This window comes from Variovorax sp. DAIF25 (genome assembly GCF_050711835.1).
In the GTDB taxonomy this organism is placed as follows: domain Bacteria; phylum Pseudomonadota; class Gammaproteobacteria; order Burkholderiales; family Burkholderiaceae_C; genus Variovorax.
This window is the reverse complement of record NZ_CP136636.1, coordinates 6492065-6508900: the sequence shown is the minus strand read 5'-3', so window position 1 is coordinate 6508900 and position 16836 is coordinate 6492065. Positions and strand designations below refer to the sequence as shown.

The window sequence follows — 16836 nt, the reverse complement described above, 5'->3', positions numbered from 1 at the left end:
CGCGCGCGCCGCCGGCCATAGCATGGGACTTCCGAACGAAGCAGTTCTCCAGGAATCCCCATGAAGCACGCGACCCTGCGCCAGTTGAAGGTCTTCGAGGCGGTGGCGCGGCTCCTGAGTTTTTCGCGCGCGGCCGAGGAGCTGCACCTCACGCAGCCCGCGGTGTCGACCCAGGTGCGCAAGCTCGAGGACCACGCCGGCAACACGCTGTTCGAACAGTTCGGCAAGAAGGTCTACCTCACGGCCGCGGGCACCGAGCTGCTGCAGCTCAGCCGCGCGATCATCCAGCAGTTCGAGGCGGCCGAGAACGCGATGCTGCAGTTCAAGGGCATCTCGGGCGGCAAGCTCAACGTGGGCGTGATCAGCGCGGGCGACTACTTCTTTCCGCGCCTGCTGGTGGAGTTCGCGGGCCGGCATCGCGGCGTGACCCTGAACTTCACGGTGCACAACCGCGAGGGCCTGCTCACGCACATCGCCGAGAACCTCACGGACCTCGCGATCATGGTGCGGCCGCCCACCGACCTCGACACGCTGAACCAGCCGTTCGCGCCGCATCCCTACGTGATCATCGCGGCGCCCACGCATCCGCTGGTGGGCGTGAAGGGCGTGCCGCTCAAGCGGCTGATCCGCGAGCCCTTCGTGGTGCGCGAGCGCGCGTCCGACACCTGGCATTCGATGGAGGAGGGCTTCGGCGCTGCGCTGTCCGAGATCAACATCGCGATGGAGATCCGCAGCACCGAGACCATCAAGCAGGCGGTGATCGCGGGCATGGGCGTGAGCTTCGTGTCGGCCCACACCATCAGCCAGGAGCTGCGCGCGGGCAGCGTGCGGGTGCTCGACGTGCAGGGCTTTCCGCTGATGCTCAACTGGTACGTGGTGCACCGCCGCGGCAAGCGGCTGCCGCCGGTGGCGCAGGCCTTCAAGGACTTCCTGCTGAACGACGGCACCGCGCTGATCTCGCAGATCGTGCCCTTCGATCCGGCGATCTGAAGGCGAAAAAAAGAGCGCTCGCGGCGCTCTCTCTTCGGGGTGGAGCCTCGAGGGCTCCGGGCATCAACGCTGTTGCAGCGCGGCGCGCACGGCCTTGGCGAAGATCACGATCGGCAGCGCGGCGATCAGGTCGCGCAGCACGCCGTTCGAGGCGAAGGAGGGGGCCTTGAGGGCGGCGGAATTCAGTGCGGTGTTGTTCATGGATGTGCTCCGAATACGGGTGGGTGGGAATGCGAACCTCCGAATTATAGGGTTTACCCTGGATTAGGGCAAACCACGAGTGACATGCCCTTTTCGCGAGCAGGGCGCGCGGAGGCACTCCAGAGTGGGCTGCGACGCGGTCGAGGTGATCGCGAGGAACCTGCCGAAGACGCCACCGACTTGCATCAAGCCGCGCCTCGCGTCGCGCGACCCGTGCGCCGTCGCGCGCGTTCTCATCGCATGCTAAGACGACCATGCTAGGGAATCCACGGGGGTCCGCGACCGGGTCCCTTCGAGGGAACTTGACGAGGATCAAGAGTTTTTGGGTCGCTGCACCCGACAGTCATCCGCACGCAGGAGGCTGCGGGTCGACGGTGTCGCGAAGCGGGGCCGACGGGACCGGAGGATCAGCCGAAGCGTGTCGATTGCGTGATGCGACGCCGTACTTGTTCGCATCTCTGCTTCGGGGACCGGTGACTCGGAACGAAACCGGCGGCGCCTCGATGCGATCCGCCGGACTTCAACTCAAACACAAAGATGAAGGACATTCAATGACTCGGCAAACGACCACGATCGCGGGTGCGAACCCCGCGATCTATTCCCCCTCGGGACACTCTGGCGCCGCGGCGGCGCAGCGCTCGCACAGTTACCGATGGGGGCAGCTCCTGATCGGCATCGTGTGCATGGCGATGATCGCCAACCTCCAATACGGCTGGACCCTGTTCGTCAACCCGATCGCGGAGAAGCACGGCTGGAGCCGCGCCGCGATCCAGGTGGCCTTCACCATCTTCGTGCTCACCGAGACCTGGCTGGTGCCGATCGAGGGCTACCTCGTCGACCGCTTCGGCCCGCGTCCCGTGGTGCTGGTGGGCGGCGTGCTCTGCGGCATCGGCTGGGTGATCAACTCCTTCGCGGCCTCGCTGCCGGTGCTCTACATCGCGGCGGCCATCGGCGGCATCGGCGCGGGCGCGGTCTACGGCACCTGCGTGGGCAATGCGCTCAAGTGGTTCCCCGACCGGCGCGGCCTCGCGGCGGGCCTGACCGCGGCCGGCTTCGGCGCGGGCTCGGCGCTCACCATCATCCCGATCTCGGCCATGATCAAGAACAGCGGCTACGAGGCCGCCTTCCTGTATTTTGGGATCGGGCAGGGACTGATCGTGTTCCTGCTCGCATGGATGCTGACGCGCGCGCCCGAGCATTCGAAGGCCGTGAACACCCGCAACGTGCAGCAGTCGCGGCGCGACTACGCGCCCTCCGAGGTGCTGCGCTCGCCCGTGTTCTGGGTGATGTACGCGATGTTCGTGATGGTGGCCGCCGGCGGCCTGATGGCAACCGCGCAGCTCGCGCCGATCGCCAAGGACTTCAAGATCATCGACGTGCCGGTGAACATCATGGGCCTGGTGCTGCCCGCGCTGACCTTCGCGCTGGCGATCGACCGCGTGCTCAACGGCCTGACGCGCCCGTTCTTCGGCTGGGTGTCGGACAAGATCGGCCGCGAGCAGACCATGTTCATCGCCTTCGCGATCGAGGCAGTCGGCATCCTGATGCTCTACAAGTACGGCCACAACCCGCTGCTGTTCGTGGTGCTGACCGGCATGGTGTTCTTCGCCTGGGGCGAGATCTACAGCCTGTTCCCCTCGACCTGCGCCGACACCTTCGGCGGCAAGTACGCGGCTTCGAACGCGGGCATGCTCTACACCGCCAAGGGCACGGCCTCGCTGCTGGTGCCGCTGTCGAGCGTGCTGGCCGCGAGCACCGGCAGCTGGGAGGCGGTGTTCTTCGTCGCGAGCGGCGTCAATGCCGTTGCCGCGCTGATGGCCTGGTTCGTGCTGCGGCCGATGCGCCGCAAGCACATCGAACGCAGCGAACTCCCGCACTGAGCGCCGACGGGTCGCGAGCCGCTACCATCGACGCCTTTGTCCAGGAGAACGGCGTGACCCTCTACAGACTCGACGAACATGAACCGTCCATCGACGCCAGCGCGCGCGTGGCGGACACGGCGAGCGTGATCGGTCAGGTCGTGCTCGGCGCGCGCAGCAGCATCGGGCCGCGCTGCGTGCTGCGCGGCGACAACGAGCCCATCACGGTGGGCCCGGGCAGTCACCTCGAGGACGGCGTGATGCTGCATGCCGACCCCGGCTTCCCGATGACCATCGGCGCCGACGTGACGGTCGAGCGGCACGTGATGCTGCATGGCTGCACCATCGGCGACGGCTCGGTGGTCGGCGAGGACACCGTGGCGCTCAACGGCGCGGTGGTGGGGCGCGAATGCATCGTCGCCACCGGCGCGCTGCTGACCGAGGGCAAGGTCTTTCCCGACCGCTCGCTGATCTCGGGCCGCCCGGCCAAGGTCACGGGCCAGGTCGACGATGCCGAGGCCGCGCGCCTCGTGCAGCGCGCGCGCGAACTGGCCGCGCGCTGATCCGCGCGGGGCCGCCGGCGCTAACGGCCCCGCGTTCTTTCTTCTCCTTGTGTTCCCGCACGCCGCGACGGATTCGCGCGCGGAATACCTCGGTGTTGCGAACGGTTCGCACGCGTCCCCACGAGGCCTCCGGATATTCCGGCCGCGGCCCAGCGACAGGGTCCTTTTCACAGGGCTCGCTCGCATTCGCATCCCCCCTGTTTCGATGGAAATTGACCTGCGTCAAGGTCATCCGCGCGCGATTCCTCGACAGTGAATCCCGAGGCAGATGACCGCGCGCGGCTCCCGGTCCCCGCACAGGGAGGCGAGCGCGAATCGACGCCACGATGACAACGGATCCGCCGGCAGGCAGACAGCGGCGGACCGGCAACGGCACCAGATCGGACGGGACCATGACAACAGAAGCGCTGAACGCGTACGCAGCACCGCACCTGGCCGCACCCGCGGCATGCGTGGAGGCCGGCCAATGAGCGAGGCCCTGCGACTTTCCGCCGCCGACGAACTGGCCGAGGTGCGCCGCGTGCTCGCCGCGCATGCGGACGAACAGGGTGCGCTGCTGCCGATCCTGCACGAGGTGCAGGACACGCTGGGCTACGTGCCCTCGCATGCGGTGCAGACCATCGCCGACGCACAGAACCTCTCGCGCGCCGAGGTGCATGGCGTGATCACCTACTACCACCACTTCCGCGCCGAGCCGCCGGGCCGGCACGTGATCCAGATCTGCCGCGCCGAGGCCTGCCAGGCCATGGGCGCCGATGCGCTGCTCGCGCATGCCGAGAAGCACCTGGGTTGCGCGGTGCACGGCACCACGAAGGACGGCGGCTTCACGCTCGAGCCGGCGTTCTGCCTCGGCCTGTGCGCCTCCTCGCCCGCGATGACGCTCGACGACGAGCCGCATGCGCGCGTCACGCCGCATCGCTTCGAGACCTTGGTCGCACAGGCGGGAGATTGCGCATGAACGCGACGGTGAAGATCTACGTGCCGCGCGACTCCGCGGCGCTCGCGGTCGGCGCCAATGCCGTGGCCCAGCGCATCGCGCAGGAGGCCGCCGCGCGCGGCCTCGCGATCGAGTTGGTGCGCAACGGCTCGCGCGGCATGCTGTGGCTCGAGCCGCTGGTCGAGGTCGAGACGCCCGCGGGCCGCATGGCCTACGGCCCGGTCACGGTCGACGAGGTGCCGGCGCTGTTCGATGCCGGGCTGGGCACGGGCGCGCGTTCGCATCCGCTGTCGCTCGGTCCCACCGACCAGATTCCCTACCTCAAGAAGCAGGAGCGCCTGACCTTCGCGCGCGTCGGCATCACCGACCCCGTGTCGCTGACCGACTACCAGGCGCACGAGGGCTACGCGGGCCTGCGCGCCGCGCTCGCGATGGCGCCGGCCGACATCGTGCAACAGGTGCTCGATTCGGGCCTGCGCGGCCGTGGCGGCGCGGCGTTTCCGGCCGGCATCAAGTGGAAGACGGTGCTCAACACGCCGTCGGAGCAGAAGTACATCGTCTGCAACGCCGACGAGGGCGACTCGGGCACCTTCTCCGACCGCATGACGATGGAGGGCGACCCCTTCGTGCTGATCGAGGGCATGACCATCGCGGGCATCGCCACCGGCGCGACGCAGGGCTACATCTACGTGCGCTCCGAGTACCCGCACGCGATCGCCGCGCTCAACGAGGCGATCCGCCATGCGGAGGCCGCGGGCTTCCTCGGCGACAACGTGCTGCGCTCGGGCAAGCGCTTCCGGCTCGCGGTGCGCAAGGGCGCCGGCTCCTATGTCTGCGGCGAGGAAACTGCGCTGCTCGAGAGCCTCGAGGGCAAGCGCGGCATCGTGCGCGCCAAGCCGCCGCTGCCGGCCATCGAGGGGCTTTTCGGCCAGCCCACGCTGATCAACAACGTGATCACGCTGGCCAGCGTGCCGATCATCCTGGCGCGCGGCGCCACCTTCTACCGCGACTACGGCGTGGGCCGCTCGCGCGGCACCTTGCCGATGCAGCTGGCCGGCAATATCAAGCACGGCGGGCTGGTCGAGAAGGCCTTCGGCGTCACCTTGCGCGAACTGCTCTACGACTACGGCGGCGGCTCGGCCTCGGGCCGGCCGATCAAGGCGGTGCAGGTCGGCGGCCCGCTGGGCGCCTACCTGCCCGAGTCGCAGTGGGACCTGCCGCTGGACTACGAGGCCTACGCGGCCGTCGGCGGCACCGTGGGCCACGGCGGCATCGTGGTGCACGACGACACGGCCGACCTCTCGAAGCTGGCGCGCTACGCGATGGAGTTCTGCGCGCTCGAGTCGTGCGGCAAGTGCACGCCCTGCCGCATCGGCTCGACGCGCGGCGTCGAGGTCATCGACAAGATCCGCGGCAACCAGAACCGGCCGCAGCAGGTGATCCTGCTGCGCGACCTGTGCAACACCATGGTCCATGGCTCGCTGTGCGCGATGGGCGGCATGACGCCGTTCCCGGTGCTCTCCGCGCTCGACCACTTCCCGCAGGACTTCGGCATCGAGGCACCCGACCGCAAGGCCGCCTGAGCCCCCAGAGAAAGCAAAGACATGTTGAACCATCTCAAGGAAACCGACTACGGCACGCCCAAGCGCGAATCCGAGCGCGAGGTCACGCTGGAGATCGACGGCACCGAGGTCACCGTGCCGGCCGGCACCTCGCTGATGCGCGCGGCCGTCGACGCCGGCATCCAGGTGCCCAAGCTGTGCGCCACCGACAGCCTCGAGCCCTTCGGCTCGTGCCGGCTGTGCCTGGTCGAGATCGAGGGCCGCCGCGGCTTCCCGGCCTCGTGCACCACGCCGGCCGAGGCCGGCATGAAGGTGCGCACCCAGACGCCGAAGCTGCAGGACCTGCGCAAGGGCGTGATGGAGCTCTACATCTCCGACCATCCGCTCGACTGCCTGACCTGCTCGGCCAACGGCAACTGCGAGCTGCAGGACATGGCGGGCGTGACCGGCCTGCGCAACGTGCGCTACGGCTTCGACGGCGCCAACCACATCAAGAGCGAGAAGGACGAGTCGAACCCGTACTTCACCTACGACCCCTCCAAGTGCATCGTGTGCAATCGCTGCGTGCGCGCCTGCGAGGAAACCCAGGGCACCTTCGCGCTGACCATCAGCGGCCGCGGCTTCGAGTCGCGCGTGTCGCCGGGCCAGGACCAGCCCTTCATGGAATCGGAGTGCGTGAGTTGCGGCGCCTGCGTCGAGGCCTGCCCCACCGCCACCCTGCAGGAGAAGTCGGTGATCTGGCTCGGCCAGCCCGAGCACAGCGTGATCACCACCTGCGCCTACTGCGGCGTGGGCTGCGCCTTCAAGGCCGAGATGAAGGGCAACGAGGTGGTGCGCATGGTGCCGTGGAAGGACGGCAAGGCCAACGACGGCCACTCCTGCGTCAAGGGCCGCTTCGCCTGGGGCTATGCCTCGCACCAGGACCGCATGCTCAAGCCCATGATCCGCCAGAAGATCACCGACCCGTGGCAGGAAGTGAGCTGGGACGAGGCCATCAACTACGCGGCCGGCGAGTTCAAGCGCCTGCAGGAGAAGTACGGACGCAACGCCATCGGCGGCATCACCTCCTCGCGCTGCACCAACGAGGAAACCTACCTGGTGCAGAAGCTGGTGCGCGCGGGCTTCGGCAACAACAACGTCGACACCTGCGCCCGCGTGTGCCATTCGCCCACGGGCTACGGCCTGAAGCAGACGCTGGGCGAATCGGCCGGCACGCAGACCTTCCAGTCGGTCGAGAAGTCCGACGTGATCATGGTCATCGGCGCCAACCCGACCGACGGCCACCCGGTGTTCGCCTCGCGCATGAAGAAGCGGCTGCGCCAGGGCGCGAAGCTGATCGTGGTCGACCCGCGCCGCATCGACATCGTGAAGTCGCCGCACATCCGCGCTGCGCACCACCTGCAGCTGCGCCCCGGCACCAACGTGGCGGTGGTCACGGCGCTGGCGCACGTGATCGTCACCGAAGGCCTGATGGCCGACCAGTTCGTGGCCGAGCGCTGCGACACGGCCTCGTTCGCCGAATGGAAGGCCTACGTCGAGCGCCCCGAGCAGTCGCCCGAGGCCACGGAAGCCTTCACCGGCGTGCCGGCCGCCGAGATGCGCGCCGCCGCGCGGCTGTTCGCCACCGCCGGCAACGGCGCCATCTACTACGGCCTGGGCGTGACCGAGCACAGCCAGGGCTCGACCACCGTGATGGGCATCGCCAACCTCGCGATGGTCACCGGCAACGTGGGCCGCGAGGGCGTGGGCGTGAACCCGCTGCGCGGGCAGAACAACGTGCAGGGGTCGTGCGACATGGGCTCGTTCCCGCACGAGCTGCCGGGCTACCGCCATGTGTCGGACAGCACCACGCGCGGTTCCTTCGAGGCCGCCTGGGGCGTGCAGCTCGATCCCGAGCCGGGCCTGCGCATTCCCAACATGTTCGACGCCGCGATCGGCGGCAGCTTCAAGGGCCTGTACTGCGAGGGCGAGGACATCGTGCAGTCCGACCCCAACACCCAGCACGTGGCCGCCGCCATGATGGCGATGGAATGCGTGGTGGTGCAGGACATCTTCCTCAACGAGACCGCCAAGTACGCGCACGTGTTCCTGCCGGGCTCCTCCTTCCTCGAGAAGGACGGCACCTTCACCAACGCCGAGCGCCGCATCTCGCGCGTGCGCAAGGTGATGCCGCCGAAGGCCGGCCTGGCCGACTGGGAAGTCACGGTGAAGCTGGCGAACGCGCTCGGCTACCCGATGAGCTACAAGAACCCCGAGGCGATCATGGACGAGATCGCCGCGCTGACGCCGAGCTTCCATGGCGTGAGCTACAAGCGCATCGACGAGCTCGGCAGCATCCAGTGGCCCTGCAACGACGCGGCGCCCGAGGGCACGCCGACCATGCACATCGACACGTTCGTGCGCGGTAAGGGACGCTTCATCGTCACGCAGTACGTGCCGACCGACGAGAAGGTCACGCGCCGCTTCCCGCTGCTGCTGACCACCGGGCGGATCCTGTCGCAGTACAACGTGGGCGCGCAGACGCGGCGCACCGACAACAACATGTGGCATGGCGAGGACCGGCTCGAGCTGCATCCGCACGACGCCGAGGAGCGCGGCGTGAAGGACGGCGACTGGGTCGGCATCCAGAGCCGCGCGGGCGAGACGGTGCTGCGCGCGACGGTGTCCGAGCGCATGCAGCCGGGCGTGGTCTACACCACCTTCCACTTCCCCGAGTCGGGCGCCAACGTGATCACCACCGACAACTCCGACTGGGCCACCAACTGCCCCGAGTACAAGGTGACGGCGGTGCAGGTGATGCCGGTGATGCAGCCCTCGGCCTGGCAGCAGGAGTACAGCCGCTTCAACCGGGTGCAGAACGAGCTGCTCAACGCGGCTTCGGCGCCTTCGCCGTCCAACGAGACGGTGCCGGCCAAGTAGGGCACGGGAGCGCTGCGCCATGAACATCGCCACCCTGCCGCTCGCGAGCGCCGACACGGCCGCCTTCTGCGAAGGCGCGCGGCTGCTGCCGGTGCGCGGCGTGCGCGGCGGCCAGCCGTTCGCGGTGCAGGACTGGGTGGCCGAGGAAGTGCCGGTGGCGCTCGAATACAACGGCATCTCGCACGCGGTGATGCTGGCCACGCCGCTCGACCTGGAAGACTTCGCGCTCGGCTTCTCGCTGAGCGAGGGCATCCTCGACGCGGCGCACGAGCTCTACGGCAGCGAGATCGAGAGCGCCGAGCGCGGCATCACGGTGCGGCTCGAGGTCTCGGCGGCCGCGTTCGCGCGCCTCAAGCAGCGGCGCCGCTCGCTGGCCGGGCGCACCGGCTGCGGCCTGTGCGGCACCGAGAGCCTGGCGCAGGTGGCGCGCGAACTGCCGGTGCTGGCCGCGGGGCCGTCGTTCGAGCGCGCCGCGATCGGCCGCGCGATGGCGCAGTTCCAGTCGCTGCAGACCCTGCAGGAAGCCACGGGCGCGGTGCATGCCGCGGCCTGGTGCTCGGCCGACGGCGAGGTGGTGTGGCTGCGCGAGGACGTGGGCCGCCACAACGCGCTCGACAAGCTGGTGGGCGCGCTCGCGGCCAACGAGGTCGATGCCGCGGCGGGCTTCATCGCCGTGACCAGCCGCGCGAGCTTCGAGATGGTGCAGAAGGCCGCGATGGCCGGCGTCTCGCTGCTGGCGGCGGTGTCGGCGCCGACCTCCTTCGCGGTCGAGACCGCGCAGCGCGCCGGGCTCACGCTGGTGGGCTTCGCGCGGCGCGAGGACCTGGGGGTCTACAGCCACCCGCAGCGGCTGCCGGCCGACTCGGTGCCGGCGGCGGCCGGAGCCTACGGGCAGCGCCCGCATTGATGACGAACAACCTCACGACGACAACGAGCGGAGACACAGCGCATGCATGACCAGTCGGTGCAATTGATCAAGATGGCCAACCAGATCGGCACCTTCTTCGAGGCCCAGACCCCGTCGGATGCCGGGGCGGCCACGCAGGCCATCGCGGCGCACCTCAAGTCCTTCTGGGCGCCGAGCATGCGGCTGGCGCTGGTGGAGAGCTTCGACCAGGGCAAGGCGCAGGCGATGCTGCCGATCGTGGCCACGGCCGTGCGCGACCACCGCGCCCGGCTCCTGCCCGATGGCGGGCACATGGTGGCCGAGGCGAAGCTGCTCTATCCGCAAGGCGGCGGCGACGCCGGTTGAAACCCCGCTAAACCGCCGCGTGCGACAAGGCCTTCGCCTCGCGCCGCTCGGCATTGCGCGCGCGGCGCCGCTCGTGCGCCTGCAGCAGCGATTCGTAGTAGAGGCCCAGCGGCATCGCCACGAACACCATGCCCGCGACGTAGATGACGAGGCTGGTGATGGGGAAGCTGTCGCCGCCCCAATGGGGAACGGAAGCCGCCGCCGCGATGGCGGCGACGATCGCGATCGTGGCGCGGAAAGCGCCGCGCAACCAGGCGATGCGGGTCTCGTCGCCCTGCGGTGCATCGTCTGCCAGACGGTCTGATGCCGTGTTCCTCCCGCCTTTGTCTCCGTGCTCGTTCATCGTCGGCTCCTTGGAAGGCGTCTTCGATGATTCTTATCACGCGCCATCGCGGGGTCAAGATCGAAGTCCCGTACGAAACGCGGCTTCGCGCATGCGGCATGTGCCGCATGCGTACCTCAGTCGTACTTCACGGTGTAGATCAGGTCGAGGCCGCTGGTCTGCCCGGCCTGGCCGCGCAGGGTGAGGCGCTGCGTGAGGTCGTAGAAGATGAACAGCGTGCCGAAGGTGCCGCCGATGCTGCGCTCGTAGGTGACGTAGAAGTCCTTCGACAGCCGCTTGCCGAAGGTGACGGCCGAATCGCGCACGTCGCCGCCGCTGCCCGGGCCCTTGAAGCCCAGTTCGTCGAGGCCGAAGCGGCTGGCCAGGCTGCCGCCGCTGGCGCCCTTGCTGATGCGCCCGAGCAGCGAGAGCGCGGCCTGCTGCAGCAGCGCCGACTCGCCGCCGCTGGTGGCCGAGGCGCGGCCCAGCACCACCCACGACAGCGTCTCGGCGTCGGACAGCGCGGGCTCCGAATAGAGCTTCACGCGCGGCGACTGCGCGCTGCCGCTGATCTGCACGCCGGCGCGCTGCGTGATGTTGGGCCGGATCGCGAGGATGTCGAGCTGCGGGTTGTCGTAGGGGCCGTTGAAGCGCGCGATGCCGGTCTCCACGTCGAGCTGCTGGCCGTAGGCGCGGTACTGGCCCTTCACGGTCTTCACCTCGCCGGTGATGCGCGGCGGCGCATCGAGCCGCGTGCTGCGGATGTCGAGCTGGCCCTCGAGCCGGGTCGTGATGCCGCGGCCCTGCACCGCGAAGTCGTCGCCGAGGTCGAACTCGACCGCGATGTCGGGCGGCTTCGCGGTCTGCGGCTTCGCGGCCTGGGCCGCCTGCGCATCGCTGCGCGCGGCCTCGCGCTCGCGCGCCTCGGCCGCCTCGCGGTCCTTGGCGGCCGAGCGCACCACCACGTCGCTGCCGAGGCTGGGCGCGGTTTCGTCGGGCAGGATGATCACGGCGCGGTCGGTCTTGAGCTTGCCGCGCACGATGAACTGCCGGTTCTCGAGCCGCGCCTGCAGGTCGCCCGAGAGCGTGACTTGGCGGTCGGTGCGCACCAGCACGCGCAGCGCGCGCAGCTCGGCCTGCAGCGCCATGCGGATGCCGGGCGCGCCGGCGGCCGTGCCCGCGCCCGACCAGTTGAGTTCGCCGCGCGCGCTCAGGGTGCCGCCATCGGTGCCGGCCTCGCTGGCCGCGGTGCTGCGGTTGCCGCTCTGGCCCGCGATGCGCGCCGTGCTGCCGGCGCCGCCCTTGAGCGTGAACTCGGCGATCTCGACGCGGTCGCCGGACAGTTTGGCGCGCAGCCGGCCGTCGCGCAGGTCCAGGCCCTCGACCGGCGCGCGCAGCGCCAGCTTGTCGGCGCCCAGCGTGCCGTTCCAGCGCGGCGCCGCGCGGCTGCCCGAGAGCGTGGCATTGGCGTCGAGCGTGCCGGCCACGCGCCAGCCCGGCGGCGCGAGCATCGACCACACGCCGAGGTTCGGCAGCCTGGCGGCGATGCGGCCGGTGAGTGGCGCGTCGGGTACCCATTGCCAGCCGCCGGCGCGCTGCTGGAAGCGCGTGCCGGCCTCGGCATCGATCTGGCCCGCGCGTTCGCTGTCCCAGGCCAGCGTGGCGCGCACCGCCTCGCCCTGGGCGTCGAGCCGCAGCTCGGCGCGGCGCAGTCCGGCCGGCGTGCTGGGGCTCAGGCCGGCCTCGCTGGAATTCATCTTGCGTTCGCTCGCGGTACCGGTGCCGCGGCTCTCGATGCGCGTGATCAGCGCGGCCTCGCCGGCCTGCACGCGGATGTCGCCGCTCTGGCGCGCGAGCCGGGCCTGGGCGCGCAGCGTGTCGCCGGCATCGATGTCCCAGTCGCCGTCGAAGACCAGGTCGCCGCTGATGCCGAGTTCGCCGAAGGTGGTGCTGGCGCCGAAGGCCTCGGCCCAGGCCATCGGCAGGCCCTTGAGCTCGCCCTTCGACTGCACGCGGAACACGCGGTTGGCGGCGGCGCCGCTCTGGCTGAAGCGCAGCGGCTGCCAGTCGATGCGCACCGTGCCGGGCACGGGCCCGCGCAGGGTGGCGCCGGCGGCCGAGGCCTCGACCTCGAGGCGGTCGGTGCCGGTGCGCACCGTGGCCGTGACCTCGCGGCCGAGCTCGAGCACCCAGGGCGATTTCTGCGTGGCGGGCTGGGCGCTGTCCTGCGCCTGCAGCCGCAGGCTGGCGAGCGCGGCGCGCCATTGGCCGGCGCCCGCGAGGCCGCCGCTGGCGCGCGTGTCGAGCACCAGCTTCTGCGTGCCGGTGGCGGCCTCGCCCTGCAGCGACAGCGTGGCCTGCGCGATGCTGCCCGCGAGCTCGGCGCGCAGCGCGCTCAATTGCACCTGGGTTGCAGCGGCGCCGGCCTGGGCCGCGGGCAGCTGCAGGTCGAGCCTGGGCACCGCGAGGCTGGCCTTCAGGCTGGGTTCGGCGTTGCCGCGCGCGAGCGGCGCGGCGGGGTTCTGCAGCCGGCGCTGGAAGTTCTGCCAGCCGCCCTGCCAGCTCGCGTCGAGTCGGGCCGAGCCCTTCGCGCTGCGGCCCGCGAACAGGCCCGCCATCTCGGGCAGGCTCTCGATCCATCGCTGCACGGCCTCGGTGTCGTCGATGCGGGCCTTGAGCTCGCCCGTGCCCTGCGCGGGCGCCATGCGGGCGTCGACCTGGGCTTCGGCGCCGGGCATCACGAGCTTCAGGTTGCCGCTGCCGGCCTGCTCGGCCACGCGCACCTGCAGCTTGCCCTCGACGCTGGCGCGCTGCGCATCGATGCGCAGCGTGCGCAGGTCCAGCACCTGGTCCTTCCACTGGCCCTGGGCCAGCACGCGGTCGAGCCCGAAGCCCGGCAGCGCCTTGCTGCCGGCACCGCCCTCGGCGCGCAGCGCGAGGTCGAAGCCGATGCCGCCGTTGTCGTCATCGCGCTGCTGCGCGGTGACGCGGCCGCTGATCGGCGCGCCCGAGAGTTCGCTGTACAGCGCGCCCAGCCGCACGCCCTGCACCTCGGCGCGCGCCTGCCAGGGCGCGGGCGCGGGGCTCCAGCGGCCCGCGGCCTCGATGCGGCCGCCGCCCGCGCGCAGCGTGGCCTGCGGGATGTCCCAGTGGGTGCCGTCGTAGCCGACCTGGGCCTGCAGCTGCTCGAGCGGCAGCTTGCCCTGGTCCCATGGGCCGGGCCGCGCGTTGCGCAGGTCGGCCTGGGCCTTCCAGGCGGCGGGGCCGGTGGCGGCATCGGGTTCGAGCGCGACGCTGCCCGTGAGCAGCGTCTGCGGCGCGCCGGGCCACAGGCTCGCGGCATCGACGTTGCGCAGGTCGGCCTTGGCCGCGATCACGGGCTGCGGCTGCCAGGGCGCGATGGTGGCCTCGAGCTTGGCCTCCATCGGGGCGTCGGCATCGGGTTCGGCCGGCGCCAGTTCGGCCTGGACGTTCAGGCGCGCGTCGGCGCCCGCGAGCGTGCCCTGGATGCCGGCCTTGGCCAGCACCTCGAGGCTGCGTTCCTCGGGCAGCGGCGCCTTCACGCGGCCGTCGAGCGTCGCCTCGATCGCCATCGGCGCCGCGCCCTGCAGCTTCACGCGCGCGCTGTAGTGGCCTTCGGCGATGTCGACGCCGTCGACGTCGAGCTTGTGCTCGCCGCCGGTGTAGCGGTAGTGGCCCGCGAGCCGTTGCGCCTGCAGCGCGGGCGGGCCGGCCCAGCGCAGGTCGTCGATGCGGAACGGCAGGTCGACCTCGACCGGCAGCACGATCTTCTCGAGCGGCTCGGCGGGCTTGTCGCTGGGCGCACCGCGCCGCTCGATCAGCAACTGCGCCGCATGCACCTCGCCGAGCTGCACCTTGCGCTCGAACAGCGGCGCGAGCTGCCAGCCGATCTTCGCCTCGTGCACCTCGACCGCGAGGCTCTCGCTCTGCCAGCGCAGCCAGCCGATGCGCCCGCCGGTGCGCAGCGAGCCCGTGACCTCGCGGCTCTCGAGCGTCTGGCCGGCCGGCAGGTAGGCCGCGGCCTTGGCGAGCGCGAAGGCCAGCGACTGGTTCGAGCCCAGCCACCACCAGGCGGCGCCGAGCACCAGCAGCAGCGCGACGAACAGGCCGGCGACGGTCCAGGCCAGCGCGCGCAGGGCGCGGCGGGTGCGCGAGCGCCGGGCCGGCGGCGTGGGCGGGGTGGAGGTCTCGGTCGCTGCGTTCGCCATCGTGCTCAGAAGGTGAAGCCCAGCCGCACGTGCAGCCGGAACTTGCGCGTGTCCACGCCATAGGCCAGGTCGGCCTGCACCGGCCCGACCGGGCTGCGCCAGCGCGTGCCCACGCCCACGCCGACCTTGGGCTTGAGCTCGCTGGGCTTGTCGGCCACCGCGCCGGCGTCGACGAACACCACGCTCTCGAAGTCGGTGAGCTTGTCCTTGTAGACGAAGGGGCGCTGCCACTCGAGGCTCAGCACACCGAGGTAGCGGCCCGCCACGGTCTGGCCGTCGGCGCGCACCGTGCCGATGTCGCGGTAGGCGTAGCCGCGCACCGTGGTGTCGCCGCCGGTCAGGAACATCAGGGTGGACGGGATCTGCGCCGAGTCCTTGCCGACCACCGCGCCGGCCTCGGCACGCAATTGCAGCCGGCTGCGGCGCGCCAGCGTGGCGGCGTCCTTGCCGTCGGCCCAGCCGACCGGCACGATGCCGAGCCAGCGAACGTAGGTGCGCGTGAACGGCAGTTGCTGGCCGGTCAGCGTGTAGCCGGCGGCCAGTTCGAGCGCGAGGCCGTAGCCGCGTCGCGGCGAGCCGTTGTCGTCGAAGTAGCGCCCGGTCCAGCCCCAGTTGGCGGTCACGGCCGAGGCCGAGGGCGGGGCATCGGTGCCGCGGTTGGTCGCGTAGTCGTACTGCAGGAAATAGCTGCGGTCGATGTGGTCGCTGGTCTTGTTGCGCCCGCCGCGCAGCCGGCCGCTGTCGACCACGTAGCTGCCCGACTGCTCGCTCTTGAGCTCGGCGCCCGAGAACCAGCGCCATCCGTCGTCACCGGGGATCGCCTTCCACTCGGTGCCCAGCGACTGGATGTCGCGGTCCACCGACAGCCGCGACACCGCGCGCCAGCCCAGCAGCGGCAGCTGGTTGTGGATGTGGTCGATCGACAGGCGCGGGCCGTTGTCTGTGGTGAAGCCCACGCCCAGCACCACCTTCTGCAGCGGCGCCTCGCGCAACTGCGCGATCACGGGCGCGGCCAGCGGCGTGCCGCTCTCGGTGTCGAGCGTGAGGAACACCGAATCGAAGTAGCCGCTGCTGGCCAGGCGCTGCTGGGCGTCGAGCAGCTTCTGCTGGTCGTAGTCGGCGCCGCTGGGCAGTTGCGCGATGCGGCGGATGCCGTCGGCGCTGTAGCGCTGGTTGCCGCGCAAGAGCAGCGGGCCGAACTTGTAGGCCGGGCCCGACTGGTAGGTGGCGCTCAGGCGGGCCTCGTGGCGGTCGGCGTCGACCTCGGCGCGGCTGATCTCGATGTTGCCGGTGGGGAAGCGCTTGGCCGTGAGGCTGCGCAGCGCAACCGCCTTGGCGTCGTCCCAGGCCTGCTGGGTGAAGGGCTGGCCCGCGCGCAGCGCCCAGGCGGTGCGGATGGTGTCGCGCTGCGATTCGGCGCTCGGGTCGTCGGCGATCGGGCCGGCATAGCTGAGCTGCACGTTGCTCACGGTCGTGATCTCGCCGGGCTCGACGGTGACCACGATCTCGCGCGGCGCCTTGTCGCTCGCGGGCGTCTCGTGCAGCTCGAGCGTGAGCGCGGGCGTGAAGTAGCCCAGCGTGGCGAGCAGCTCGCGCGCATTGGCCTCGGCCGCGACCATCAGGCGCGAGATCTCGGTGGCGCCGAGGTCGTCGAGTGTCTTGTAGCGCTGGATCTCGAGGTGCAGCGAGAGGTACTCGCGCACGCTGTCGGGGCCGCGCACGTCGACCGAGAAGGCATCGCGGCGCTTGCCGTCCTTGTCCTCCTTCTCGCCGTCCGTGGACGACGCGGCCGCGCGGTCGCCGCCGTCGCTCACCAGCGCGGGGGTGGACGCGGCCGAGTCGCCCGCGTCCTTTTTCGGCAGCAGGCTGCAGCCTTGCAAAAGCAGGACGCCGGAAAAAAGCAATGCCGGCCAACACGCCGGCAAAACGACACGAACCACCCTGAACATGGGCGACGATTCTGACAGCATGATCCGGCGCGTCCGTGTCGGACGCGTTCGGA

12 protein-coding genes are annotated in these 16836 nt (G+C 70.6%); 8 read left to right on the top strand and 4 right to left on the bottom strand.

The annotated features are described in order from the left end of the window. Positions 1 to 60 precede the first annotated feature (60 nt). On the top strand, positions 61 to 990 hold the full coding sequence (locus R0232_RS30170; protein ID WP_093347794.1) for a LysR family transcriptional regulator: 930 nt from the start codon (positions 61 to 63) through the stop codon (positions 988 to 990). A gap of 63 nt (positions 991 to 1053) precedes the next feature. Here R0232_RS30170 and R0232_RS30165 read toward each other — a convergent pair whose 3' ends face one another. After that, complete coding sequence (locus R0232_RS30165; protein WP_177239439.1) at positions 1054 to 1191, bottom strand: hypothetical protein; 138 nt, start codon at positions 1189 to 1191, stop codon at positions 1054 to 1056. 551 nt (positions 1192 to 1742) lie between these two features. Between R0232_RS30165 and oxlT the strand changes: the two genes are divergently transcribed. From oxlT to R0232_RS30130, 7 genes are all read left to right on the top strand, one after another. Then, positions 1743 to 3071, top strand: a complete 1329-nt coding sequence (oxlT, locus tag R0232_RS30160) for an oxalate/formate MFS antiporter (protein WP_208513477.1) — start codon at positions 1743 to 1745, stop codon at positions 3069 to 3071. Positions 3072 to 3124: 53 nt separating this feature from the next. Further along, a complete protein-coding gene (locus R0232_RS30155; protein ID WP_431510439.1) occupies positions 3125 to 3613 on the top strand; it encodes a gamma carbonic anhydrase family protein in 489 nt (162 codons plus the stop codon). Positions 3614 to 4079: 466 nt separating this feature from the next. Further along, positions 4080 to 4571: a formate dehydrogenase subunit gamma gene (locus R0232_RS30150; RefSeq protein WP_431510438.1), complete on the top strand. Its 492-nt coding sequence runs from the start codon at positions 4080 to 4082 to the stop codon at positions 4569 to 4571. Then, the gene (locus R0232_RS30145) at positions 4568 to 6133 is read left to right on the top strand and encodes a formate dehydrogenase beta subunit (protein WP_431510437.1); all 1566 of its coding nucleotides are present in this window, start codon (positions 4568 to 4570) and stop codon (positions 6131 to 6133) included. The genes R0232_RS30150 and R0232_RS30145 overlap by 4 nt, the downstream gene beginning before the upstream one ends. Positions 6134 to 6154: 21 nt before the next feature. Beyond that, positions 6155 to 9031, top strand: a complete 2877-nt coding sequence (fdhF, locus tag R0232_RS30140) for a formate dehydrogenase subunit alpha (RefSeq protein WP_208513473.1) — start codon at positions 6155 to 6157, stop codon at positions 9029 to 9031. A 19-nt stretch (positions 9032 to 9050) separates the two neighbouring features. Next, positions 9051 to 9938: a formate dehydrogenase accessory sulfurtransferase FdhD gene (gene fdhD, locus R0232_RS30135; protein WP_431510436.1), complete on the top strand. Its 888-nt coding sequence runs from the start codon at positions 9051 to 9053 to the stop codon at positions 9936 to 9938. A gap of 42 nt (positions 9939 to 9980) precedes the next feature. Next, positions 9981 to 10283, top strand: coding sequence for a formate dehydrogenase subunit delta (locus tag R0232_RS30130; protein WP_203202872.1), 303 nt, complete (start codon positions 9981 to 9983; stop codon positions 10281 to 10283). A 7-nt stretch (positions 10284 to 10290) separates the two neighbouring features. On the opposite strand, the gene R0232_RS30125 is transcribed toward R0232_RS30130, so the two are convergent. The 3 genes from R0232_RS30125 to R0232_RS30115 form a co-directional block, all read right to left on the bottom strand. Beyond that, entirely contained in the window at positions 10291 to 10626 is a 336-nt protein-coding gene (locus R0232_RS30125; RefSeq protein ID WP_208513471.1) for a hypothetical protein, read from the bottom strand. 116 nt (positions 10627 to 10742) lie between these two features. After that, the gene (locus tag R0232_RS30120) at positions 10743 to 14834 is read right to left on the bottom strand and encodes a translocation/assembly module TamB domain-containing protein (RefSeq protein WP_431510435.1); all 4092 of its coding nucleotides are present in this window, start codon (positions 14832 to 14834) and stop codon (positions 10743 to 10745) included. 5 nt (positions 14835 to 14839) lie between these two features. Further along, entirely contained in the window at positions 14840 to 16783 is a 1944-nt protein-coding gene (locus R0232_RS30115) for an autotransporter assembly complex protein TamA (protein ID WP_431510434.1), read from the bottom strand. Positions 16784 to 16836 lie beyond the last annotated feature (53 nt).